Below are 22597 nucleotides of genomic sequence, written 5' to 3' on the forward strand. Positions count from 1 at the left end.
GCTGATAGCGCAGGAATTATTCAGTGTACCGCACGCAATTGGTGCAAGCACACGCTTCTTGTAACCATGCAAAGTACAACAAAGATGGCGGGCTCGAAAGGGGAGTTAAGCAAGGCGATGAGCATCAGGTCGATGGATATCAGGACGAAAGTCAACACTAGACCACTTCATCCCAATTTACTTGCTCGCAATATCCACTTGCGTGTGTTACTCACTATATTCTTGTGCTTCGTCGGGTTTCCTGTAACCGCAGCGGACCAGGAGCAGGCTTGCGAGCGATTCGCACACTATATTTTCATGCGCGATTGGTCGCCAAGTGTCTGCATCAAGTACGCAAAAGAAGGCGCCATGTGCATCATTCCCAATGCTTCGCGGAACTGGATCGTACACGGATTATGGCCTTCAGCTCCTGCCGGAGAGCGACTATTCATCTCTTGCGATGGTCCTGAGTTTTCCCGCGACGCGGTCAGCGGCCTAGAGCCCGCACTCGATACCATCTGGCCCAATCCGGAGTTCGAACAGGCCGACACCACGGCGCGGGGCCGCACTTGGGCATGGCGTCACGAATGGGAAAAACACGGAACCTGTGCCGCACTCTGCGATCCCCAAGTGGACGGGCAATCTGCTTACTTTCAGCTGGCAATGGATCTGAACAAAAGATACGACATTGCATCGGTTTTGGATCATGCTGGAATCATGCCCAACGCCATGACACCAATCGCATCGGTTACCCTTGTCAACGTGCTCAAGAAGGCCTTTGGCGTCAATCCGATCATCGAATGCGTCACCCCCAACCGTGGCGATACCGCTTACCTTTACGCGATCGGACTCTGCTTCTCGAAATCTCACGATCCGCTGGACTGTCATCAGGAGTCTGACACTAGCGACGCTAGTTGCCCGGCGACTGTCATCTATCCGACACAGAATATTCCAGCAAGGCCACGGCAATCTAGGAACCACTGATCATGATGACAACAATGCTAAGAATTCCAATGATCCTTTTAGCGGTATTCTTACTATCCACGTCTATCGCCTTTGGCCAAAGTAATCTGATCGCCATTGATGTCTTGATTCAGCCAGGCCCGAAGATGGTGGCTGAAGCAAAAAAATGGAATACGGCGCTGCGTGAGCAATACCCCAATGGATTCAAGCTAGACGAAGGACATCTTCCTCACATCACGCTGATACAGATGTTCATTGCCGAATCCGATCTACCTAGGATGTTGGCGGCTGTGGCTCAGGTTAAGTCGGAGTTTGACTGGCGCACTCTCGAACTAACGGCGACAGGTCTTTATCACTTTCCAACCGGCCAGAATGGGCTGGCCGGTTTCTTGATCGAACCCATTGACCAGTTGCATGCGTTGCAGCAAGATGTCATTGAGGCTGGGAGAGACTATGCGCGAAAAGGGGGAGATGAATCCGCATTCGTTCCTGATCAGTCAGGTTCTCCGTTTGATCCGAGCCTGTTCCATTATGTTGAGACATTCGTGCTGAACCAGACTGGAGATAGGTTCAATCCGCATGTCACGATCGGTGTGGCGCCACTCAATTTGTTACAGGAATTAGAGCAGAAACCATTCGACAAGTTTACCTTCGGTGCCAATGACATAGCGATCTATCAACTCGGCAATTTTGCAACAGCGTCCAAGCGCCTAGACCGCGACCGCTAATCCATTTTCACCTGAGACCCCCTAACTCATCATCTTAGCTGGCGGCGCACCGGCACGTCACTTCAACATTATGACCGAGCAGAATTCAGTGGGAATCATGCCCAATGCCCCCGGCATGACCCTGGCTCCAAGTCAGGTGACCGTCTTAACCCTCGAATAATCCAGAAGATGGTGTCTCATGATTGATTACACTCAGTTTGATTACTCAATACTTTTCATAGCGGTACTAGTGATAGGCTATGGTATCTATGCGCTCATACGTGGCGAATTTCAATGGAATTTCACAACGGCGAAGCGAATAGAACGCCCAGTGTCGTTTTGGCTGTCGATCGCTTTTTCTTTTATCGGCGGAGGACTCATGCTCATGCTGGGAATGAATATCTGCCCATGCTAGAACTGGCCTCGCTCGCGCGCTTTCTGAACACACTCGATGCGCTGCCGGAGGGCGCACGCGATCTGGTCACCGCGCATCACCCGCTGCGCGAGGTGGGCACCAAGGGAACCGCGCTGACCCGGCATGGCCAGAAGGCGCTCTTAAGGAACTCGCCAAACGCCCGCTGCTCGCGGGTCATGTCCATGATGCCTTTGACCTCACCGAGCAGAGCGTGGCGGGGCCGGTGCGCATGATTAGCGCCGGCACCCTGTCGCGGCGTCTGCGCTCCCCCTCGGCGATTTTCAACGAGCTGCGCTGGGATAGCGAGCATTTGCGCGTGAGTCTGCGCGATCTCGACGTTTACCCCACGACTGTCATGATGATCGGCGACCTGCCCGAAGACGCAACCCCTCAGCGCCGTCCGGACAAGCAAGTCGCGCCGGTCGAGAAGGTTCCGGCTGTGGATCCACCGTTGCATTGATTGCGCTTGGCGCCGCGGGGCTGCGACAGTTAGGATTCTGGCATGCGCTTGAGTCACTTAACTTCTTGTGCATTGCTCAAGAATCAATGTCTCTTGCAGCACCCTGTAGTGGCGGCGATGATGGTGGAAATGACAATTCCCCTTGTCAAATCGCGTCAAATGCGGTGCGTCAGCACTTCACAAGCGCGGAAGCTGCACGTATACTCTTGAGTTATTCGCTTCGGCGAATGCGCGAGTCGGGGCCGCGGGAGCGGTCAAGAAAGTCTGGTGACCCGACAGTCGGCAGGAATCGGCCTAAGCTGTCACCTGGGCCAACTGAGCCAGACAAGCTGGACCGACTCACGCGGGTCCGACCCACTCGGCCCCGACCCTTTCAGATGGCCGGGCAGTCCTGGTTTCCTGTTCTGACATCAACTGCTTACCCGAAAGACGTTACCATTTAGGAGAGAGACAATGACGAAGTTTTCTAAGATGATTGGCGTTGCCGCCATTGCTGGCGCTGCCGCCTTCTCTATGGGTACCGCACAGGCTTGGTGGGGTCCTGGTTGGGGCGGCCCCGGTGGTTACAATGATGGCTGGGGTGATGGCTTGGGTGACATGTTGGGCGACGGCTATGGCGACTTCAACATGAGCATGTCGGGTGGTGGTCGCGGTCTAGGACGTGGCCGCGGTTATGGCTATAACCGTGACTATTATGGCTATGGCCCTTATGGCCACGGCTACCCCTATGGCGGCTACGGCCATCCGGGTTATGGCTACGCGCCCCCGGCTCCCTATGGTGCTCCCTATGGCGCGCCTCCGGCTCCGGCCAACAGCGGCGAATCCAAGTAAGACTGACTCTAGCAGTCTGTTACACAGCGCAGACAGCCCAGGCACCGAGTGCCTGAGCTGGGCTCCGAGCCGCGCCGACCCAGGCGCGGCTTTTTTGTGCCTGCTCGATTCCCTGTTTGCATCTAGGGTTGGCCTGATGGGAGGCTCCACTTGATCTCCGTCAATGACGGCTGCAAAATGGCAAAAAACTGATCGGAGTGGAGCGCCTTGAGTCAGGATAAAATTATTTCTTTCGAAAATATCCGGGTTGCTTGCCGCAACTGCTCGCTTAACGCCCTTTGCCTGCCAATGGGCTTGTCAGGCGAGGATGTCGAGAAGCTGGAGAGCGTGATCAAGCGCTCGCGGCCGCTGCATCGCGGCGAGCATCTGTTTTACGGCGGTGAGCGTTTTCAATCTCTCTTTGTCGTCAAGACCGGGTCGGTCAAGACCTACACCCCGAGCTCAGAGGGCGGCGAGCAGGTGCTTGGCTTTCACTTGCCCGGTGAGTTGATCGGCCTGGACGCCATCGATCAGGATTTTCACGCCTGTTCGGCGCGGGTGCTTGAGACTTCGGCGATCTGCGAGGTTCCCTTCCGCAGGCTCGAGGAGTTGGCGGCCACCCTGCCCTCGCTACAGCATCAACTCTACCGCCTGCTGAGCAAGGAGATTGTCGAGGAATCCGAACTCCTGATGCTGCTGGGCAAACGCAATGCCGAGGAGCGCCTGGCGGCTTTTCTGGTCAGTTTGTCCCAACGTCTGGGCAAGCGCGGTCTGTCGACTACGGATTTTCACCTCAGCATGTCCCGGCATGAGATTGGCAATTATCTAGGCCTGGCGGTTGAGACCGTGAGCCGGCTGTTTACCCGCTTTCAAGACGAGCGAATGCTGGATGTTGACAGAAAACATGTTCAGGTACTTAACATGCCGCGTATTGAAGCCCTGGCGGGCATCGCACAAAACCGCACGGGCAAGCGCGAAACCAGCTGATTTTCTTGCGGGCTGGCGCCCTTGCCGGAGCCGCCGAGCCCGCCACCATCGCGCAAAAAAACACATCTACCTCCATACCGTCGCTTGCGCGCAAGGCGAGGGACAGTCAACCCGCCTTGCATCGGCGGCGCAATCACGACATCCTTAGTGCCCTTTTCCGCCCGGCTGGTTGCAGGCAACCGGCATTTGCAGTCTCTTTCAGGATTTCCTGTCATGCATGACCTTCGCGATCAACCTGCGCGTCATCTCCCGGCCTTGGCTGGTCTTGGCCGCGCCTCCATCGGCATCAGCAGCGCGCTGCTGGGAACACTTTTGCTGTTCTTCTCTGGCGGCCTGCTGGCATCCGAGGGCGGCACCGCACATCTGAATCTGACCACCACCTGGGTGGGACTGACCTCGCTGCTGATCTTTGTCGTCGCCTATGGCCTGGTGATGACGGAGGAATTTACCCATCTGCGCAAGTCCAAGCCGGTGATGCTGGCGGCTGGCGCGATCTGGCTGCTCATTGCCTACTACTACGAAACCCATCACGGCAGCCCCCATGCGGCGGCCGAAGCGGTGCGACACAACATCATGGAGTTCGGCGAGCTGTTTTTGTTCCTGCTCGCGGCCATGACCTACATCAACACCATGGAGGAGCGCCTGGTTTTCGATGCCCTACGCTCCTGGCTGCTGCGCATGGGGTTTGGCTACCGCACGCTGTTCTGGATGACGGGTTTTCTGGCCTTTTTTATCTCGCCGGTGGCCGACAACCTGACCACCGCGCTGTTGATGTGCGCAGTGGTGATGGCGGTGGGCGCCGACAGTCCCAAGTTTGTTGGCCTGGCCTGTATCAACATCGTGATCGCGGCCAACTCAGGCGGCGCCTTCAGCCCCTTTGGCGACATCACCACCCTGATGGTCTGGCAGAAGGGCATTATTGATTTCGAGTCCTTCTTCCGGTTGTTCATCCCCGCGCTGGTTAGCTTCGCGGTGCCAGCCTGGTTCATGCACAAGGAAATTCCCAACGTCAAGCCGCCGCCGAGCCAGGAGCGCGTACGCATGAAGCGCGGCGCCATTCGGGTGGTGCTCTTGTTCCTCGCGACCATTGCCACGGCGGTGAGCTTTCACAATTACTACCACCTGCCGCCGGTCCTGGGCATGATGACGGGTCTGGCGTACCTGAGCTTCTTTAGTTATTACCTGAACATGACCGGTGAGATGTCGACGGTACGCGCTGGCAACATCGAAGACAGCATGCCTTTTAATATCTTCAACAAGGTGGCACGCGCGGAGTGGGACACCCTGATGTTCTTCTACGGTGTCATTTTGTGCGTCGGCGCCTTGGGTTTCATCGGCTATCTGGAACTGGTCTCCCATGTCGCCTACGACGGCATGGGCCCAACCATCGCCAACACGCTAATCGGCATTCTGTCTGCTGTTGTGGATAATATCCCGGTGATGTTCGCGGTACTGACCATGAGCCCGGAGATGAGCCAGGGCCAGTGGCTGCTGGTGACACTCACCGCTGGCGTGGGCGGCAGCCTGCTATCCATTGGCTCCGCCGCCGGCGTGGCGCTGATGGGCCAGTCCAAGGGCATGTATACCTTCTTCGGGCATCTTAAATGGACGCCCTATATCGCGGCGGGTTACTTCGCGTCCATCCTCAGCCACTTCATCATCAACTTCGGAACCTTCAAGCTGCCAGCTAATTGATAGCTGCCCCCAATGACTGGCAGCCGGCAGACCGACATCGCTCATGAGCCAGAGCCGGCCTCGGTCTGCCGCAGCCACACACACTGGCCTCCACTGGCTTGGTCGATGGCGACCAGCCGCTGGCGGTGGGCGTCAAGCTCGGCCCCGCTCGCGCGCATGACCACCAGGGCCGGGCGGTCCTTCGATAGCATCCGCGCCACCTGCGCACCCTGCCCGTCGCGCGGGCGTGCCGGCTGGCTGTCCAGCTCCAGGCTGACCTGACCGCCGGTCATGGCCAGATAGACTGCAGCCAAAATCTCGGCATCGAGCAGGGCGCCGTGCAGATCGCGCTTGGTGTTGTCGATCTGATAACGCTTGCACAGGGCATCCAGGCTGTTGCGTTGGCCGGGATGGCGGCTGCGGGCCAATTTCAAGGTGTCGATCACTTCGCACTGATTCTCGATTCGTGAGGCGTCCTGGCGCCACAGGCGCAGTTCGTGATTCAGAAAGCCAAGGTCGAAGGCGGCGTTGTGAATGATCAACTGGGCGCCAGCGATGTAGTCCAGAAATTGCTCGGCCACATCAGCAAAGCGCGGCTTGTCGGCGAGGAAGTCATCGGAAATGCCGTGCACATCGACCGCCCCCTCCTCCACCGACCGGTCCGGTTGCAAATATTGATGAAAATTGCTGTGCGTGAGGCGGCGGTCGATGAGTTCGACACAGCCGATTTCAATAATGCGGTGGCCTTCACTCGGCTCCAGGCCGGTAGTTTCTGTGTCTAGTACGATCTGTCTCATGCTGTGTTAGCCTTTTTTCTCTGCCTTCTCTGGCAGCCGCGCCTTCTGTTGCATCCTGGCATTCTTGGCCTCCTTTTCCATCTCGGCGATACCTCGGTTGGCGAGCCTGTCGGCGGCTTCATTGCCAGGATGTCCGCTGTGCCCGCGCACCCATCGCCAACCCACCCGATGCCCGGTCAGCGCACCGTCGAGGCGTTGCCAAAGGTCTTGATTCTTGACCGGCTCGCGCGCCTTCGTGAGCCAGCCATTGCGCTTCCAGTTGGCCATCCAACGCTCCACGCCATCCTGGACATAGCGCGAATCGACCGTGATCACCACCTCGCTCGGGCGTTTGAGCGCTTCCAGCGCCTGGATCACCGCCATCAGCTCCATGCGATTGTTGGTCGTCATGGGCTCCCCCCCGCAGAGTTCTTTTTGGTGCTCGCCCCAGCGCAGCAAGGCGCCCCAGCCGCCCGGGCCCGGGTTCCTCTTGCAGGCGCCATCGGTAAAGACTTCAATCGCATTAGTCACGGCTGGACTCCCGTGCGGTGGGTTTGACCGCCCGACCAGGCAGCAGCGAGGGTCGTGGCTTCCAACTCGAACGCAGCGGCGTCACCGCCGACAACCGCTTGACCGCGCGGACCGCATAGACACCGCCAAAGACTGGCCAATAACGGCTGCCGAGGGTATCGACCCAGTCAAGCCGGGTGGTGAAGGCGCGCCGCCAAGGAGGGCGAAACACCAGCATGCGCCTGACCTCGACATGAAAGCCGATCAGCCGCAGCCAGTCACAGACGCGAAATAGCGTCAGCCGCGAACCACACCAGGGCACGACGCCGCGTCGTCGCGGCCATACCCGCCGCACGCCCCAGGCACTGAGCGGGTTGAAGCCGAACAGAAACACCCGACCCTCGGCAATGAGCACGCGCTCGACTTCGCGCAACACCCGGTGCGGATCGGGCGAAAAATCCAGACTATGCGGCAGCACCACGGCATCGAGGCTGTCGGAGGCAAAGGGCAGCTGCGTCAGCCGCGCATGCAGTGACAGTGCACCCCCAGGATTTGGCGCCATCACATCCGCGACCGCGGGCTGTAACAACAGCTGATGGCGAATGCGACAGACACCGAGTGCGGCGGCAAAGGGCTCAGGGGCACCGACCTGCAGGAGAAAATAACCAAAGGCGTCCTCGAGCAACTCCTCGAGACAGCGCGTTTCCGACGCCGCGACAGCGCGTCCAAGCGGACTCCGGTACCAGGCATCGAGAGAGAGCAGCGGGTCGGCCGCAACGGCATCGCAGTCTTTCATGGAACCTCGTCAGGCTAACAGCAGGGAAAAAAAGGTCAGGGCGGCACAGCATAACGCTCCCTCGGGGTCTTCGCCGAACCAGGCGCTAGCAGAACATTGGAGCAGACATTGGAGCAGCCACAGGGGTGAACACAGGCACTGACCTTGGAGCGCCGACGCATTCATTGTCAAACATCCGGGTTTTCCCGTATAGTGCGGCAACTTGTCGGTTCGGATCCGGGGTGCTCTAGCGATCTTCCCGCGACACTATCAGACCCCGCGGACGAAATCAGGTTCGAGCGAGCGACTTTTCCATCAACCCTCATGCGGAGGATCAGTGTGTGACCGCGACAGAACACTCTGCCCAAGAGCCACTCACTGGCCAGGCGCTTGCCGCTGGCAGGACAGGTGACCCCCAGCTTCCAGACTCTACCGGTCGCATCAGCAAGGCCAACAGCCGGTCCAACACCATCAGCATGCGGGTGTCCGCCCTGGCGATCATCCTGCCCTTGGCGCTACTGGGACTTGGCGGCTGTGTCTCCCAACCCGCGCGCGATAGCGCGGGAGCGGGCCAGTGGATGGATCAGCCCCCGCGTTCGGTATCGGCGCGCGAATACGGCTTCGTTCGCCCAGCCATCGATCCCCACTCCCTGGCGCAACATACGCCGGGCCGACCGGCGCGATCTGGCGCGCCGGCTCTCAGCATTGCCGGTGACCCCTGGCAGCGCATCAGAAGTGGCCAACGCCTGGGCATTGCGCCCCACTCACGGGTCACCCAGAGCCTGAAGCAGTTCACCCGCAACAAAGAGTATCTGAATCAACTCACCGCGCGAGCTCGCCCCTATCTGCACCTGATCGTGACCGAGCTTGAGCGCGGCGGTCTGCCGACCGAACTCGCCCTGCTGCCGGAGATCGAAAGCCGCTATAACCCGCGCGCGGTCTCGCACATGAGCGCCGCGGGTATGTGGCAGTTCATGCCCTATACCGGAAAGGAGATGGGACTCGTGCAGAATGCCTCCTATGACGCCCGGCTAGACGTGCTGGCATCCACCCGCGGGGCGGTGAAGTATCTGCGTGAGCTAAACCAGACCTTCGACGGCGACTGGGCACTGACCCTGGCCGCCTACAACTGCGGGCCTGCCTGCGTGCAAGCGGCCCAGCGGGCCAATCATCGCGCGGGCAAGGCAACCGACTACTGGTCGCTCAACCTGCCGCGCGAGACCGAGGCGTACGTGCCCAAACTGCTTGCTGTTGTCAGCATGGTGCACAGTCCCGAGCGTTTTGGACAACGCCTGCCAGCCTTGCCCGCCGCCTCACCACTGGCGGTGGTGACAACCCGAGCGCCGGTTGATCTGGCGACAGCCGCCAGTGCCAGCGGAGTCCCCGCCAGGACGCTCGCGGAGCTAAACCCTGCGCTGAAACAGGGTCGTAATCGTGCCGGACAGACTACCCATCTACTGGTCCCAGCAGCCGCCGCCGCGCGCCTGAACAAACACCTGCGGCAACTCGGCGGCGGCACCGACGATGCTCTGGCCGCCAATGAGGGCAAAGCTGGCGGAAGAACCTGATATCCCGGATTGCGCGGCAACCGCAAAAAAAGAAAAAAACCTTGAGTTGCTCGAATTGGACTGGACCTTTTTTCAAAACAGGTCTAGCCTAGTCAATAAGGCGTCGCCTGCGATGCTCGATCACCGCCTGGGTATTTTCTTGAGCCTAATCATTACCCAGGGGGCATGATGCCAAGGCCGTTGAGCATGTCCGCCCCGAGCGGAAAGCCTGAAGCCCGCGCAAGTGCTCCCACTTGAACCCATTGGTTCAAGAACGAAGGTCGGTACCGACACTTGCGGGGGACGCCGATTCTTTTTGCTTGCATCTCCAAGTGCGCATGCCCCCTTCCCTCTCGCTGCGCCGCGCGTTACGCGCCAGACGCCGCGCCTTAACCAAGAACAGTCAGCGACAGCACGCACATCGGGTTGCCACACGCATCCTGCGCCTACCAGGCATAAGACGCGCCCGGCGCATTGCCCTCTATGTCGCCGCTGACGGCGAACTCGATCCGACTCCAATCCGCGATGGTCTCAGCCGCGCTGGCGTCACCTGGTATTTGCCAGCCATCACCTCTGTCGCACCGCCCCGGCTCGCCTTTTATGCCGACCGCGCACCAAATGCCAGACGGATCAACCGCTTTGGCATTCCCGAGCCTGATCATCGCCAACTGGCCCCAATCAAACTCTCAGCCCTCGACCTAGTCTTGCTGCCGCTGGTCGGTTTCGACAGGCACTGCCAGCGCATTGGCATGGGACTTGGCTTTTATGATCGCTGCTTTGGAGACATACGTTCGCGCCTGCACTGGTCCCGGCGACCGCGGCTGATTGGCCTGGCACATGAGTGCCAGCGACTCGAGCAGATTGACTCCAACCACTGGGACGTCGTGCTGGATGCGGTGATTACCGAGGCAAATATCTATCACCGCGACAGTCATATTTCTGAAATGGCCCTGTCATCCGCGAGCTTGCGCCCTTGAGCAAAGCTTACTGATAACAGCTTCAGGATTTACATTCATAATCAGCAACAAGATTCTGTTATTCTTATTGCTACTTGCATTTCTCAGCAAAATGACTCACGCCAGGTTTGACCGAGTATTCGCAACCGCTTATACTGCGCGGCTGAAACAACGGACCTAACAAACTGCTCCAAGCATCAGTTGCCAGCATGAGCTCTCAGCCGCGCCAGATTCTGCACCTGTTGCGCTGGCAGGGAATCACGACCGCAATCCTGCTTTTTCTTGCAGCACCTTTCGGCCTTGACACTCTGGTGTCCGCCGCGGTTGGCGGCGCTGCTTGTCTGCTGGCTAACGTGTTCGCCGCTTTCTGGGTGTTTCGCCGTTATCGCGCGCAACAACCGTGCGCACTGGTGCTGCGGTTTTACGCCGCTGAAATTGTCAAAATCTCCGTCATTCTGGCGTTGTTCGCGATTGCCTATCTGGCGTTCGAGACTTTGGTGTTGCCTGCTGTCCTTGGAAGCTATTTGGTGGTTCAAACCGTGCCGGCACTGATTCCCGACAGACGCAGCCGTTTTTCACAAACCTAATCAAGAAGATACCCATAGGGCATCCCATGTCTTCACAATCAGCGATGACAGCGCAGGATTACATCCAGCACCATCTGACCAACCTCACCTTCGGTTGGCACCCAGAGCACGGCCTCGGCTTCGCGGAAAATAGCGCGGAGGCCGCGGCCATGGGCTTCTGGGCCATTCATGTCGATACCATGCTGTTTTCCCTGCTACTCGGTGGCTTGTTCCTGTGGTTCTTTAGAAGGATTGGAGAAAAGGCCACCGCCGGAGTTCCGGGCGGTGCCCAGAATTTTGTTGAGTGGATTGTCGATTTCATCAACGACAATGTTCGGGGCTCTTTTAGCGGACAAAACCCAATGGTCGCCCCATTGGCGCTGACCATTTTTGTCTGGGTGTTCTTGATGAACACCATGGACCTGATCCCGGTCGACCTACTCCCCTTCTACGCCCAGCATCTGATGGCTGGCCTAGGTGCCGACCCCCATCATGTCTTCTTCAAAGTGGTTCCCACCACTGATCCAAACACAACCTTCGCCATGGCGCTGGTGGTCTTCTTCCTGGTGATCTTCTACAGCATTAAAATCAAAGGCGTTGGCGGCTTTGTCGGCGAGTTGACGCTGCAGCCCTTCGGCAAATGGGGCATGCCTGCCAATCTGCTGCTTGAAGGCATCAACCTCTTGTCCAAGCCTGTCTCCCTGGCGCTGCGACTCTTCGGCAACCTCTACGCCGGCGAGATGATCTTTATCCTGATCGCGCTCATGTATGGTCACAACATTATTCTGGATATCTCGGGTGGGACACTGCAACTGGCCTGGGCGATTTTCCATATCCTGATCGTGACCCTACAGGCTTTCATTTTCATGGTGCTAACCATCGTCTACCTAGACATGGCGCATCAGGAGCATCACTGATGGGACCACAGACCCGATGCGCATGAGCCCGCGGGCATAGCGCCCGGCCCGGGTCTGTCCCCGGGTTTTGCAGACTTTCGTTTCTGTTTAATTCTTTATTTTCCAAACACCCATGGGGGACACAATGGAACTTGCACAAGCCGTTATTTTTATCGCCGCTGGTCTGATGTTGGGTCTGGGTGCCGTCGGCGCCGCTATTGGTATCGGCGTGCTTGGTGGCCGCTTCCTCGAGGGCGCGGCCCGTCAGCCGGAACTCATCCCAATGCTGCGCACGCAGTTCTTTATCGTCATGGGTCTTACCGACGCCCTGCCGGTCATCTCGATCGCCATGGGTCTGTACTTGATGTTCGCTGTCTGACGCCGCTCCGGCCGCGCGATTCTCCGCGGGCCGGATCACAGTCACTCGTCTTCACGAGGCTTACGGATGAATATCAATTTGACACTAATTCTCCAGATGATCTCCTTCACGGCGTTTGTCTGGTTTTGCATGACCTATGTTTGGCCGCCAATCATTCACGCGCTCGACGAACGCAAAAAGCGCATTGCCGAAGGTCTGGCCGCCGCCGAGCGTGGCGCCAAAGAGCAGGAGCTTGGCCAGCAGCGCGCACTTGAAGTGATGCACAAAGCCAAAACGGACGCGGCCGAGATTGTCAATCAGGCCCAGCGCCGCTACAACGAGATTCTCGACCAGGCCAAGCAGGACGCGGTCGCCGAGGGCAGCCGCATCAAGCACGCGGCCGAGGCCGAGATTGAGCAGGAGACCAATCGCGCGCGTGAAGAACTGCGCGAGCGGGTGGCCAGCCTCGCTGTGGCGGCAGCCGAGAAAATCCTCCAGAAGGAGATCGACGCGGCAGCGCATCGCGAGCTGGTCGAATCCTTCGCCAAGCAAATTTAAGGCGACATCATGGCTGGAGACTTCACGACCATCGCCCGCCCCTATGCCGAGGCGGCCTTTGCTATCGCCAAGGCACAGGGAGCACTTGAGCCCTGGTCCGAGGCGCTGAACATCCTCGGCACCATCGCCAGTGACCCGCAACTGCACGCCATTGTTGGTAACCCTAATGTCGGGCGCGAGCGCTTGGCCGAGCTGGTGCTGGCAACCGCCGCCGGCACCAAGGGCGAGGGGCTACCAGCCGGCCCGGCCAATCTCGCGCGGATACTGGCCGCCAATGGCCGGCTGCCGATACTGCCGGAGATCGCTCGCCTGTTCGATCAGCGCAAAACCGCTGAACAGGGCGTGCGCCGGGTGCTGGTGCGCAGCGCCTTCCCACTTGATGAAGGCGAACAGCAGGGGCTTATCACCTCGCTCAAGACGCACTTTGGTGCCGAGGTCGAACTCAGCGTTGAGGAGGATGCCAGCCTGATCGGTGGGGTCGAGATTCGCGCCGACGATCTCGTCATCGACAGCTCGATCCGGGGCAAGCTACAGCAGCTCTCAAACGAATTGCAATTCTGAACGGAACACCGCCATGCAACTGAATCCTGCCGAGATCAGTGATCTGATCAAACAGAAAATCGAGCAGTTCGACATCAAGACCGAGGCGCGCGCCGAAGGCACTATCGTCAGCCTAACCGACGGCATTGTGCGTATCTACGGTCTGTCCGACGCTCAGTATTATGAAATGCTCGAGTTCCCAAATAACACCTTCGGGCTGGCGCTTAACCTAGAGCGTGACTCGGTAGGCGCCGTTATCCTCGGCGACTATACCAAGCTCTCCGAAGGCGACTGGGCGCGCTGCACCGGGCGCGTACTCGAGGTTCCCGTTGGTGAGGGTCTGCTCGGACGTGTGGTTGACTCACTCGGCGCGCCGGTCGATGGCAAGGGTCCAGTGGAATCCAGCCAGACCTCGGCGATTGAAAAAATCGCCCCGGGCGTTATTCAGCGACAGTCAGTTGATCAACCTTTGCCAACCGGCCTCAAGGCTATTGATGCCATGGTGCCAGTCGGTCGCGGCCAGCGCGAACTGATCATTGGTGATCGCCAGACCGGCAAGACGGCGGTGGCCATTGATGCCATTATCAATCAGAAAAACACTGGCGTTAAGTGTATTTACGTGGCTGTCGGCCAGAAAAACTCCTCCGTCGCCGCAGTGCAGCGTAAGCTCGAAGAATTCGGTGCCATGGAACACACCATCATTGTGCATGCCGGGGCCTCGGACTCGGCCGCGATGCAGTTCATCGCCCCTTACGCCGGCTGCGCCATGGGTGAGTATTTCCGCGACAAAGGCGAGGATGCACTCATCGTCTATGACGACCTGACCAAGCAGGCTTGGGCCTATCGTCAGGTGTCCCTGCTGCTGCGCCGCCCGCCGGGTCGCGAGGCCTATCCCGGTGATGTTTTCTATCTGCATTCGCGATTACTCGAGCGCGCCGCGCGTGTCAATGCCGATTATGTCGAGAAACAAACCGGCGGTCGAGTGCGTGGTCAAACCGGCTCACTCACGGCCCTGCCCATCATCGAGACCCAGGCGGGCGACGTTTCGGCTTTCGTTCCCACCAACGTCATCTCTATCACTGACGGTCAAATCTTCCTCGAGACCGACTTGTTCAACGCCGGTATCCGCCCGGCTATCAACGCCGGCCTGTCAGTCTCTCGTGTCGGTGGCGCGGCCCAGACCAAGATCATCAAGAAACTCGGCGGCGGCATTCGTCTGGCACTGGCGCAGTATCGCGAACTCGCGGCCTTCTCTCAGTTTGCCTCCGACCTAGACGAGGCCACCCGCAAGCAACTCCAGCGCGGCGAGCGGGTCACCGAGTTGATGAAACAGGCCCAGTATTCACCGATGACCACTGGCACCATGGCGGTGTCCCTGTTCGCCGCGAACGAGGGATATCTCGACGATGTCGAGGTCAGCAAGGTGGTCGCCTTCGAGCGGGCCTTGCAAGGCTACATGAAAAGCTCCCACAAGAGCCTGATCGACAAAATCGACGAGACCGGCGATTACAATGACGAGATCAAGGACGCCTTGCATCAGGCCATCAAGGACTTCAAGGCCAACAATACCTGGTAAGGGCTTCACGGTCGGCGCGCGGAGAGTTGCTCGTGCGCGTCACAGTCTCATGTCCTAGATTCAACCAGGCTCGCATCAGGAATCCCTCATGGCTGGCGCTAAAGAAATACGCTCCAAGATCTCGAGCATCAAGAGCACCCAGAAGATCACAGGTGCCATGGAGATGGTCGCCGCATCCAAAATGCGCAAGGCGCAAGAGCGGATGCAGGCCACTCGTCCCTATGCCGAGAAAATGCTTCAAGTTATTCGGCATTTGGCCAAGGCCTCACCCGAGTACCGCCACAGCTTCATGGCGCAAGAGCGCGAGATCAAGCGGGTTGGCTATATCGTCGTCTCCTCCAATCGCGGACTTTGCGGTGGGCTGAACACCAACCTGTTCCGCATGCTCGTGCAGGAGCTCAAGCAAAAACGCGTTGAAGGCATTGACACTGCTTTCTGCACGATTGGCACCAAGGCCCTGGGCTTTTTTAAGCGCTTCGGTGGCAATGTGATGGCGGAGGCCGCTCAGCTCGGTGACAAGCCACGCATTGCCGACATCATTGGTCCGGTCAAGGTCATGCTGGACGCGTTCGAGAAGGGCGAAGTCGACGCGGTTTTCATTGCCTATAACGAGTTTATCAACACCATGACGCAGAAACCGCGCCTGCGCCAGTTGGTCCCCATCGAGCCGGATGACAAACCGGCCGCATCCGGCCCGGTTTGGGACTACATCTACGAACCCGATGCTCGTTTGGTACTGGATAACCTGCTGGCCCGTTACATTGAATCCCTGGTCTATCAGGGCGTGGTCGAAAATGGCGCTTGCGAGCAAGCTGCACGCATGGTGGCAATGAAATCCGCCTCCGACAACGCCGGTGAACTGATCGACGAACTGCAACTGGTTTATAACAAGGCGCGCCAGGCGGCTATCACACAAGAAATCTCCGAGATCGTCAGCGGAGCCGCCGCCGTTTAGGCAAAGGTTCCATCCAGTTGGGCTGACGCGCTCCTGCTACCCGTTTTTATCATTCTTCGTTATCGAACCCGCCGCAAGGCAGAAGAGAGGACAGCATTATGAGCTCCGGTAAGGTGGTGGAAATCATCGGTGCCGTCGTAGACGTGCAATTTTCGCGCGACCATATGCCCAAGGTGTATGACGCGCTCACAATCGACGCCACTGGCCTGACGCTCGAGGTCGAACAGCAGATTGGCGACGGCGTCGTCCGCACCATCGCCATGGGCAGTACCGATGGCCTGAAACGCGGCGTCGAGGTCAGCAACACGGGCGCCCCAATTAGCGTACCCGTGGGCAAGGCCACGCTCGGGCGCATCATGGACGTTCTCGGCAAACCCATCGACGAGCTTGGTGAGGTCGACTCCGAGGAGACATGGCCAATTCATCGTTCCGCACCCAAATTCGAGGATCAAGCCACCTCCACCGAAGTGCTGGAAACCGGCATCAAGGTTGTGGACCTCATCATGCCAATCGCCAAGGGTGGCAAGGTCGGTCTGTTCGGCGGCGCTGGCGTGGGCAAGACGGTGACGCTCATGGAGTTGATCCGCAACATCGCCGTCGAGCACTCGGGTTACTCCGTCTTTGCAGGCGTCGGCGAACGCACCCGCGAGGGCAACGACTTCTACCACGAGATGAAGGAGTCAAACGTCCTCGACAAGGTCGCCCTGGTCTACGGCCAGATGAACGAGCCGCCCGGTAACCGTCTGCGCGTGGCCCTGACCGGCTTGACCATGGCCGAGTTCTTCCGCGAGGAAGGCCGCGACGTGCTGATGTTTGTCGACAACATTTACCGCTATACCTTGGCGGGTACCGAGGTCTCGGCGCTGCTCGGGCGCATGCCATCGGCTGTGGGCTATCAGCCGACCCTGGCCTCGGAGATGGGCGCCCTGCAGGAGCGCATCACCTCCACGCGCACTGGCTCCATCACCTCTTTCCAGGCAGTTTATGTCCCGGCCGACGACCTGACCGACCCCTCCCCCGCCACTACCTTCGCGCACTTGGACGCGACCCTGGTGTTGTCACGTCAGATCGCCGAGCTCGGCATCTACCCAGCGGTCGATCCGCTCGACTCCACCAGCCGCATCCTCGATCCCAATGTGGTCGGCCAGGAACACTACGACACAGCTCGCGCTGTCCAGGGTACTCTGCAGCGCTACAAGGAGCTGAAAGACATCATCGCCATCCTGGGCATGGACGAGCTCTCGGAAGAAGACAAGCTGATCGTCTCGCGGGCTCGCAAAATCCAGCGCTTTCTGTCACAGCCATTCTTCGTTGCCGAGGTCTTCACCGGCGCCCAGGGCAAGTATGTGTCGCTCAAGGACACCATTACCGGCTTCCAGGCCATCGTCAATGGCGACCACGACACCCTGCCCGAGCAGGCCTTCTACATGGTCGGCTCCATTGATGAAGCTGTTGCAAAAGGCGAGAAAATGTAAAGCCGAAAGGCGAGAACATGCGAGGATCTAGGGCTAGAAGATAATAGCTCGCCAGCGGGCCTCGGCTTAAGCGCCAGCTTGAACGGCAAGCTTAAACCAGGCCCGCAACACTCGTGCGGCTACGCAACAGGGAGACCAGACACCAATGGCAATGACCGTACATGTCGACATCGTCAGCGCCGAGGGCGCCATTCACTCCGGCATGGCCGCCATGGTCTATGCGCCGGGCGAAATGGGCGAACTTGGCATCGCACCACGCCACACCCCACTGATCACTCGGCTCAAACCGGGCGACGTGCGGGTCGAAGACGACAAAGGTGGCATGGAGCACTTTTATGTTTCTGGCGGCATGCTGGAGGTTCAGCCGGATGTGGTCACGGTACTTGCCGACACCGCCATCCGCGCCCAGAACATCGATGAGGCCCAGGCACTCGAAGCCAAGCGGCGCGCCGAGGATGCCCTCGCTGGCAAGACCGCTGAGTTCGAATACGCCAAGGCTCAGGCCGAATTGGCCGAGGCCATCGCCCAGTTGCGCGCCATCGAGAAATTGCGCAAGATGCGAGCCAGCTGAGCGAAAGAAGGTATATCTCGGGCATCTGACCACCAAACCCTCGCCCATGGCGGGGGTTTTTGGTTTTCTACGCCACACATTACGCGATGAATTCAGACGGGGAGCAGCTGTCAAGATGAAACTCGGAGTCGTCATCCTGGCCGCTGGCAAGGGTACGCGCATGCGCTCAGCCCTGCCAAAGGTTCTGCATCCACTGGCCGGCCGCCCCATTCTGCACCATGTGCTGGATGCCGCCGAAGCCCTCGGTGCCGCGCGCATATGCTGCGTTTATGGTCATGGCGGCGACCTTGTTCCCAAGACCCTGGCGGACTCCAACTGCACCTGGGTTGAACAGAGCGAACGACTCGGCACCGGTCATGCCGTCCTGCAAGCCATGCCCAGCATGGCGGGCATGGATCGCATCCTGGTGCTCTACGGTGATGTGCCCCTGATCGAGCCCGAGACCCTAAATCGCCTGGTGGCCGACAGCAATGGCACGGCGCTCGGGCTGATCAGCATGCATCTTGATGACCCCAGTGGCTACGGCCGCATTGTGCGCGACAAACGCGGCCATGTGCTACGCATCGTTGAGCACAAGGATGCCAGTGAAGCCGAACTCGGCATTCAGGAAATCAACACCGGCATTATCGTGGCCGATGCCCGTCGCCTTGGCGAATGGCTGACGCAAATTGGCAACAACAACGTCCAGGGCGAATACTATCTGACCGACGTTATTGGGCTTGCCACGGCACAGGGTATTGAAGTGGTCACCACCCACCCCGAAGCGCCGCAGGAAGTCGCGGGCGTCAACGACCGGCTGCAACTTGCCGAACTCGAACGCTACCACCAGCGCCGCCTGGCGGAAACCCTGATGCTGCAGGGCACCACGGTACTCGACCCAGCGCGGCTCGATATCCGCGGCACCCTGATCTGCGAGCGCGATGTGACCCTGGACGTGAACCTGATTGTCGAGGGCCGGGTCCGCTTGGGCGCCAATGTGCGCATTGGGCCAAATTGCCTGCTCAAGGACTGCGAAATTGGCGCTGGCACCGAGGTCTTTGCCAACAGCCTGATCGAAGGCGCCCACATCGGCGCCGGCGCGCGCATCGGCCCCTTCGCACGTCTGCGCCCAGAGGCCGACATCGCCGATCACTGCCACATCGGCAATTTTGTTGAGGTGAAGAAATCCCGCATCGCCGAGGGCACCAAGGTCAACCACTTAAGCTACATTGGCGATGCCGAACTGGGCAGCCGGGTGAACATTGGCGCCGGTACCATCACCTGCAATTATGATGGCGCCAACAAGCATGTGACCAAAATTGGCGACGGCGCCTTCATCGGTTCCAACACCGCCCTGGTCGCCCCGGTCGAAGTGGGCGCGGACGCCACCATCGGCGCCGGTTCAGTGATCGCGCGCGAGGCCCCCGCCGGCACCCTGAGTCTGACCCGCGCGCCCCAAAAGACCATTGAGGGCTGGCGGCGACCACGCAAGAAAGACTAGCCGGAGGCCTTCCAGAGACCCATTTCGGGTAGCCGGTTACGGATACCAATTACGGGCGCCCAGTTTCTGGTCATCGGTATAAGACAAGAGATCATCGCGGCAGAACCCTGACCCCCACGACTCCTCGGGTTTTTCCCGCTCCAACATCAGGTGACATCCATGTGCGGCATTGTCGGCGCCATTGCCCAGCGACCCGTCGCTGATATTCTGCTCGAAGGCCTGCGACGGCTCGAGTACCGCGGCTATGACTCAGCCGGACTCGCGGTGCTCTCCGAGCAGGGTGAACTCAAGCGCCTGCGCTGTCTCGGCAAGGTCGCGGCGCTGGCCAATTCGCTAGCAGGAAGCTCCCTGCCCGGCACCCTGGGGATTGCCCACACCCGCTGGGCCACCCATGGCGAACCATCGGAGCGCAACGCCCATCCGCACATTTGCCGCGAGCGCTGCGCCCTGGTGCACAACGGCATCATCGAGAACCACGAAAGCCTGCGCGCGCAACAACAGGCCGCCGGGCATCGTTTCACCTCGCAGACAGATACCGAGGTGGTGGTTCATGCCATTCACGATGCGCTTGAGCGCGGCCTTGACCTGACCGATGCCGTGCGCGCGTGCGTCAAGCAGCTCCATGGCGCCTACGCCCTGGGTGTGATCGATCGCCAAGATCCCGAACATCTTGTCGCCGCCCGCCTTGGCAGCCCACTGGTCATCGGCATCGGCTTTCAGGAGCATTTCATCGCCTCCGATGTGCCGGCCCTGCTACCGGTAACCAATCGCTTTATTTTTCTCGAAGACGGCGACCTCGCCGAACTGACCCGCTCCTCGGTGCGCATCTGGAATGCCAGCGGACAGGAGGTTGAGCGCCCGGTACGAACCTCGAGCATGTCGGTCGACGCCACCGAGCGCGGGCCTTACCGGCACTTCATGCAAAAGGAGATTTTCGAGCAGCCCCGCGCCATTGCCGAAACCCTTGAAGGACGCCTTGGCGCCGACCACGTCCTGGCCGCTGCCTTTGGCACCCAGGCCGAGGCACTCTTCGCCCAGACTCGCTCGGTCACCATTATTGCCTGCGGTACCAGCTTTCATGCCGGATTGGTGGCCAAGCACTGGATTGAATCCCTCGCCGGCATTCACTGCCAGGTGGAAGTGGCCAGCGAATATCGCTACCGTCAGCATGTGGTGCCTGAGCAATCCCTCTTTGTCAGCATTTCCCAGTCTGGCGAGACCGCCGATACCCTGGCCGCGCTGCAAATGGCCAAGCAAAGCGGCTATCTCGCCACGCTCGCCATCTGCAATGTCGCCGAAAGCTCCCTGGTGCGCGAATCCGAGCTGCAACTCCTCACCCGCGCCGGCCCCGAGATCGGGGTGGCCTCGACCAAAGCCTTCACCACCCAGCTCGCGGCTTTGCTGCTGCTGGCGCTCGCGCTTGGACATCAGCGCCGTCTGAGCCCGGAACGTGAAGCCCATGCGGTCGAAATACTGCGCACCCTGCCGGCTCAAATCGAACGCGCACTAAGTATCGACGAGGCCGTCGCCGATCTGGCCCAGCACTTTGTTGAAAAGCATCACACCCTCTTTCTTGGACGCGGCGAGCAACATGCCATCGCGATGGAAGGGGCGCTCAAGCTCAAGGAGATTTCTTACATTCACGCCGAGGCCTATCCTGCCGGCGAACTCAAGCACGGTCCACTGGCGCTGATCGATGAAGACATGCCGGTGGTTGCCGTGGCCCCCAACAATGCCCTGCTTGAGAAGCTGAAATCCAATCTTGAGGAAGTGCGCGCGCGTGGTGGTCAGCTCTATGTGTTTGCTGACGACAGTGTCGCATGGCAGCAGGCCGAGGGTGTGCATGTGCTGCGCCTGCCGGAAAGCGATGATCTGATCGATCCGCTGGTGTTCAGCATCCCCATGCAGCTGCTGGCCTACCATGTCGCGGCGCTCAAGGGGACGGATGTTGACCAGCCACGCAATCTCGCCAAATCCGTGACCGTCGAGTAACCAAGAGCACCGGGAGTCATGCAAAGCCTTTCAGGCGATCTTGACTCGACAGCGGCGACAAGGATTCCCCACCATTTCGCGCTAAATCCCGAAAACCTGGATACACCTTGCTCGTGCGTCACCAGAGCACCGAGTCGCTGGAACCGTCTTGAAGCCACTGCCGCAGCAGTGTAGCCTTATTCCCTAGCACTCAGGGATCATCGCGCGCGGAATCAAAAAGCACCTTTGAGACCAGTCGCCATTCAAGCTAGCACGGTTCTCCCCAGCGCTCGGTTTCACTATGGACAGCAAGAACATCAATCGCATCAGCGACCCCGAGGTCATCGCCAAAATCATCACCAAGCACTTCAAGGCGCGGGGAAAACTTCGCCTATCAACAGCCGCTGGTGACATCAAGGCCGATACCATGATGGTCGACAACGACCATTTCGCCAGATACTTCCTGGTCGACGCCCTTCCTCGGCTGGTCGGTGCGACGCTGGAAGAGGAAGAGGAGATTGAAATCAGCGGAACCATCGCCTCTCTGTATAGCTGGTTTCGCACCCAGGAGCTAAACCCCATCGTCGAGGATGGCGAGCGCTATTACGAAATCCCTTATCCTGACACCCTCTACCAACTGCAGCGGCGCGGCGCCTTCCGGACCACCCTGCCGCCGCGGCTTAAGCCGACCATCACGGGCCAGATTGAAAACACGGATATCGAAGTGGAAAGCCATTCCTTCGATGCCATTCTCGAAAATCTTTCCGCAACCGGCGCTGGCATGATTGTGAGCGGCAAGACGGCCTCACTGCTCAGAGAGGGGGCAAAGCTGTGCAAGACCCGTATTCGGGTGACCAAGATTCTCGATGTCACCGTCGATGCCGAAGTGCGCAATAGTCGCCCCGGGCGCGGCGATGGCGAGTTGATTCTTGGCCTGGAGTTTCTTCGTCTGCCTAACAAGGATGCCCAGACTATCACCCGGGCCGTGATGGAACTCCAACGCCAGATACTGGCCGCCATTGATTAGCAGGATCACAGATTAGCAGGATCACAGATTAGCAGGATCACAGATTAGCAGGATCACAGATTAGC

24 protein-coding genes and 1 other RNA gene are annotated in these 22597 nt (G+C 59.2%); 22 read left to right on the top strand and 3 right to left on the bottom strand.

What is annotated here, in order from left to right; translation table 11 throughout:
* The first annotated feature begins 66 nt into the window (after window positions 1-66).
* From Thiowin_RS13685 to nhaD, 7 genes are all read left to right on the top strand, one after another.
* Window positions 67-963 (top strand): T2 family ribonuclease, encoded by an 897-nt coding sequence (locus Thiowin_RS13685; protein WP_328983563.1) that lies wholly within the window; start codon window positions 67-69, stop codon window positions 961-963.
* 2 nt (window positions 964-965) lie between these two features.
* Window positions 966-1670, top strand: coding sequence for a 2'-5' RNA ligase family protein (locus tag Thiowin_RS13690; protein ID WP_328983564.1), 705 nt, complete (start codon window positions 966-968; stop codon window positions 1668-1670).
* 387 nt (window positions 1671-2057) lie between these two features.
* Window positions 2058-2297 carry a hypothetical protein gene (locus Thiowin_RS13695; protein ID WP_328983565.1) on the top strand — a complete coding sequence of 80 codons (240 nt, stop codon included), beginning with the start codon at window positions 2058-2060 and terminating at the stop codon, window positions 2295-2297.
* A complete protein-coding gene (locus Thiowin_RS13700; RefSeq protein WP_328983566.1) occupies window positions 2294-2524 on the top strand; it encodes a hypothetical protein in 231 nt (76 codons plus the stop codon). Before Thiowin_RS13695 ends, Thiowin_RS13700 begins: the two co-directional genes overlap by 4 nt.
* 453 nt (window positions 2525-2977) lie before the next feature.
* Window positions 2978-3355, top strand: coding sequence for a sulfur globule family protein (locus Thiowin_RS13705; RefSeq protein ID WP_328983567.1), 378 nt, complete (start codon window positions 2978-2980; stop codon window positions 3353-3355).
* A gap of 207 nt (window positions 3356-3562) precedes the next feature.
* Window positions 3563-4321, top strand: a complete 759-nt coding sequence (fnr, locus tag Thiowin_RS13710) for a fumarate/nitrate reduction transcriptional regulator Fnr (RefSeq protein WP_328983568.1) — start codon at window positions 3563-3565, stop codon at window positions 4319-4321.
* 213 nt (window positions 4322-4534) lie between these two features.
* Window positions 4535-6016 carry a sodium:proton antiporter NhaD gene (nhaD, locus tag Thiowin_RS13715; protein WP_328983569.1) on the top strand — a complete coding sequence of 494 codons (1482 nt, stop codon included), beginning with the start codon at window positions 4535-4537 and terminating at the stop codon, window positions 6014-6016.
* 41 nt (window positions 6017-6057) lie between these two features.
* On the opposite strand, the gene dnaQ is transcribed toward nhaD, so the two are convergent.
* Genes dnaQ through Thiowin_RS13730 form a run of 3 tightly spaced genes read right to left on the bottom strand, consistent with a single transcriptional unit; the run spans window position 6058 to window position 8077 of the window.
* On the bottom strand, window positions 6058-6792 hold the full coding sequence (gene dnaQ, locus Thiowin_RS13720) for a DNA polymerase III subunit epsilon (RefSeq protein ID WP_328983570.1): 735 nt from the start codon (window positions 6790-6792) through the stop codon (window positions 6058-6060).
* 6 nt (window positions 6793-6798) lie between these two features.
* The gene (gene rnhA, locus Thiowin_RS13725) at window positions 6799-7302 is read right to left on the bottom strand and encodes a ribonuclease HI (RefSeq protein WP_328983571.1); all 504 of its coding nucleotides are present in this window, start codon (window positions 7300-7302) and stop codon (window positions 6799-6801) included.
* Window positions 7295-8077 (bottom strand): class I SAM-dependent methyltransferase, encoded by a 783-nt coding sequence (locus Thiowin_RS13730; RefSeq protein WP_328983572.1) that lies wholly within the window; start codon window positions 8075-8077, stop codon window positions 7295-7297. The genes rnhA and Thiowin_RS13730 overlap by 8 nt, the downstream gene beginning before the upstream one ends.
* 320 nt (window positions 8078-8397) lie before the next feature.
* Between Thiowin_RS13730 and Thiowin_RS13735 the strand changes: the two genes are divergently transcribed.
* The 15 genes from Thiowin_RS13735 to Thiowin_RS13805 all read left to right on the top strand — a co-directional run bounded on the left by Thiowin_RS13735 (window position 8398) and on the right by Thiowin_RS13805 (window position 22532).
* Window positions 8398-9624: a transglycosylase SLT domain-containing protein gene (locus Thiowin_RS13735; RefSeq protein WP_328983573.1), complete on the top strand. Its 1227-nt coding sequence runs from the start codon at window positions 8398-8400 to the stop codon at window positions 9622-9624.
* A gap of 101 nt (window positions 9625-9725) precedes the next feature.
* Window positions 9726-9910: non-coding RNA, 6S RNA (ssrS, locus tag Thiowin_RS13740), on the top strand.
* A 31-nt stretch (window positions 9911-9941) separates the two neighbouring features.
* The gene (locus tag Thiowin_RS13745; RefSeq protein ID WP_328983574.1) at window positions 9942-10580 is read left to right on the top strand and encodes a 5-formyltetrahydrofolate cyclo-ligase; all 639 of its coding nucleotides are present in this window, start codon (window positions 9942-9944) and stop codon (window positions 10578-10580) included.
* Between the two features lie 188 nt (window positions 10581-10768).
* Window positions 10769-11146 carry an ATP synthase subunit I gene (locus tag Thiowin_RS13750; protein WP_328983575.1) on the top strand — a complete coding sequence of 126 codons (378 nt, stop codon included), beginning with the start codon at window positions 10769-10771 and terminating at the stop codon, window positions 11144-11146.
* 26 nt (window positions 11147-11172) lie between these two features.
* A complete protein-coding gene (gene atpB / locus Thiowin_RS13755) occupies window positions 11173-12042 on the top strand; it encodes a F0F1 ATP synthase subunit A (protein ID WP_328983576.1) in 870 nt (289 codons plus the stop codon).
* Window positions 12043-12166: 124 nt separating this feature from the next.
* Entirely contained in the window at window positions 12167-12400 is a 234-nt protein-coding gene (gene atpE / locus Thiowin_RS13760) for a F0F1 ATP synthase subunit C (RefSeq protein WP_009151127.1), read from the top strand.
* Window positions 12401-12466: 66 nt separating this feature from the next.
* On the top strand, window positions 12467-12937 hold the full coding sequence (locus Thiowin_RS13765) for a F0F1 ATP synthase subunit B (RefSeq protein WP_328983577.1): 471 nt from the start codon (window positions 12467-12469) through the stop codon (window positions 12935-12937).
* A gap of 9 nt (window positions 12938-12946) precedes the next feature.
* A complete protein-coding gene (locus Thiowin_RS13770; RefSeq protein ID WP_328983578.1) occupies window positions 12947-13498 on the top strand; it encodes a F0F1 ATP synthase subunit delta in 552 nt (183 codons plus the stop codon).
* 13 nt (window positions 13499-13511) lie between these two features.
* A complete protein-coding gene (atpA, locus tag Thiowin_RS13775) occupies window positions 13512-15053 on the top strand; it encodes a F0F1 ATP synthase subunit alpha (RefSeq protein WP_328983579.1) in 1542 nt (513 codons plus the stop codon).
* Window positions 15054-15141: 88 nt separating this feature from the next.
* On the top strand, window positions 15142-16008 hold the full coding sequence (atpG, locus tag Thiowin_RS13780) for a F0F1 ATP synthase subunit gamma (RefSeq protein WP_328983580.1): 867 nt from the start codon (window positions 15142-15144) through the stop codon (window positions 16006-16008).
* A gap of 98 nt (window positions 16009-16106) precedes the next feature.
* Window positions 16107-17483, top strand: a complete 1377-nt coding sequence (atpD, locus tag Thiowin_RS13785) for a F0F1 ATP synthase subunit beta (protein WP_328983581.1) — start codon at window positions 16107-16109, stop codon at window positions 17481-17483.
* A gap of 145 nt (window positions 17484-17628) precedes the next feature.
* Window positions 17629-18054: a F0F1 ATP synthase subunit epsilon gene (locus Thiowin_RS13790; protein WP_328983582.1), complete on the top strand. Its 426-nt coding sequence runs from the start codon at window positions 17629-17631 to the stop codon at window positions 18052-18054.
* Between the two features lie 115 nt (window positions 18055-18169).
* Window positions 18170-19534 (top strand): bifunctional UDP-N-acetylglucosamine diphosphorylase/glucosamine-1-phosphate N-acetyltransferase GlmU, encoded by a 1365-nt coding sequence (gene glmU, locus Thiowin_RS13795; RefSeq protein ID WP_328983583.1) that lies wholly within the window; start codon window positions 18170-18172, stop codon window positions 19532-19534.
* A 159-nt stretch (window positions 19535-19693) separates the two neighbouring features.
* The gene (glmS, locus tag Thiowin_RS13800) at window positions 19694-21526 is read left to right on the top strand and encodes a glutamine--fructose-6-phosphate transaminase (isomerizing) (RefSeq protein ID WP_328983584.1); all 1833 of its coding nucleotides are present in this window, start codon (window positions 19694-19696) and stop codon (window positions 21524-21526) included.
* A 280-nt stretch (window positions 21527-21806) separates the two neighbouring features.
* Window positions 21807-22532 carry a flagellar brake protein gene (locus Thiowin_RS13805; protein ID WP_328983585.1) on the top strand — a complete coding sequence of 242 codons (726 nt, stop codon included), beginning with the start codon at window positions 21807-21809 and terminating at the stop codon, window positions 22530-22532.
* Window positions 22533-22597 lie beyond the last annotated feature (65 nt).

The sequence above is a fragment of the Thiorhodovibrio winogradskyi genome (assembly GCF_036208045.1).
GTDB lineage: Bacteria > Pseudomonadota > Gammaproteobacteria > Chromatiales > Chromatiaceae > Thiorhodovibrio > Thiorhodovibrio winogradskyi.

Excerpts from the sequence above, each read along its gene's own strand:
- Thiowin_RS13700 (WP_328983566.1), top strand. The coding sequence starts at position 2,294 with ATGATTAGCGCCGGCACCCTGTCGCGGCGTCTGCGCTCCCCCTCGGCG.
- Thiowin_RS13690 (WP_328983564.1), top strand. The coding sequence starts at position 966 with ATGATGACAACAATGCTAAGAATTCCAATGATCCTTTTAGCGGTATTC.
- atpG (WP_328983580.1), top strand. The coding sequence starts at position 15,142 with ATGGCTGGCGCTAAAGAAATACGCTCCAAGATCTCGAGCATCAAGAGC.
- Thiowin_RS13790 (WP_328983582.1), top strand. The coding sequence starts at position 17,629 with ATGGCAATGACCGTACATGTCGACATCGTCAGCGCCGAGGGCGCCATT.
- atpE (WP_009151127.1), top strand. The coding sequence starts at position 12,167 with ATGGAACTTGCACAAGCCGTTATTTTTATCGCCGCTGGTCTGATGTTG.
- Thiowin_RS13765 (WP_328983577.1), top strand. The coding sequence starts at position 12,467 with ATGAATATCAATTTGACACTAATTCTCCAGATGATCTCCTTCACGGCG.
- nhaD (WP_328983569.1), top strand. The coding sequence starts at position 4,535 with ATGCATGACCTTCGCGATCAACCTGCGCGTCATCTCCCGGCCTTGGCT.
- dnaQ (WP_328983570.1), bottom strand. The coding sequence starts at position 6,792 with ATGAGACAGATCGTACTAGACACAGAAACTACCGGCCTGGAGCCGAGT.
- Thiowin_RS13770 (WP_328983578.1), top strand. The coding sequence starts at position 12,947 with ATGGCTGGAGACTTCACGACCATCGCCCGCCCCTATGCCGAGGCGGCC.
- Thiowin_RS13745 (WP_328983574.1), top strand. The coding sequence starts at position 9,942 with ATGCCCCCTTCCCTCTCGCTGCGCCGCGCGTTACGCGCCAGACGCCGC.
- glmU (WP_328983583.1), top strand. The coding sequence starts at position 18,170 with ATGAAACTCGGAGTCGTCATCCTGGCCGCTGGCAAGGGTACGCGCATG.
- atpA (WP_328983579.1), top strand. The coding sequence starts at position 13,512 with ATGCAACTGAATCCTGCCGAGATCAGTGATCTGATCAAACAGAAAATC.
- atpB (WP_328983576.1), top strand. The coding sequence starts at position 11,173 with ATGTCTTCACAATCAGCGATGACAGCGCAGGATTACATCCAGCACCAT.
- Thiowin_RS13695 (WP_328983565.1), top strand. The coding sequence starts at position 2,058 with ATGCTAGAACTGGCCTCGCTCGCGCGCTTTCTGAACACACTCGATGCG.
- Thiowin_RS13685 (WP_328983563.1), top strand. The coding sequence starts at position 67 with ATGCAAAGTACAACAAAGATGGCGGGCTCGAAAGGGGAGTTAAGCAAG.
- Thiowin_RS13805 (WP_328983585.1), top strand. The coding sequence starts at position 21,807 with ATGGACAGCAAGAACATCAATCGCATCAGCGACCCCGAGGTCATCGCC.
- glmS (WP_328983584.1), top strand. The coding sequence starts at position 19,694 with ATGTGCGGCATTGTCGGCGCCATTGCCCAGCGACCCGTCGCTGATATT.
- atpD (WP_328983581.1), top strand. The coding sequence starts at position 16,107 with ATGAGCTCCGGTAAGGTGGTGGAAATCATCGGTGCCGTCGTAGACGTG.
- Thiowin_RS13730 (WP_328983572.1), bottom strand. The coding sequence starts at position 8,077 with ATGAAAGACTGCGATGCCGTTGCGGCCGACCCGCTGCTCTCTCTCGAT.
- Thiowin_RS13705 (WP_328983567.1), top strand. The coding sequence starts at position 2,978 with ATGACGAAGTTTTCTAAGATGATTGGCGTTGCCGCCATTGCTGGCGCT.
- Thiowin_RS13750 (WP_328983575.1), top strand. The coding sequence starts at position 10,769 with ATGAGCTCTCAGCCGCGCCAGATTCTGCACCTGTTGCGCTGGCAGGGA.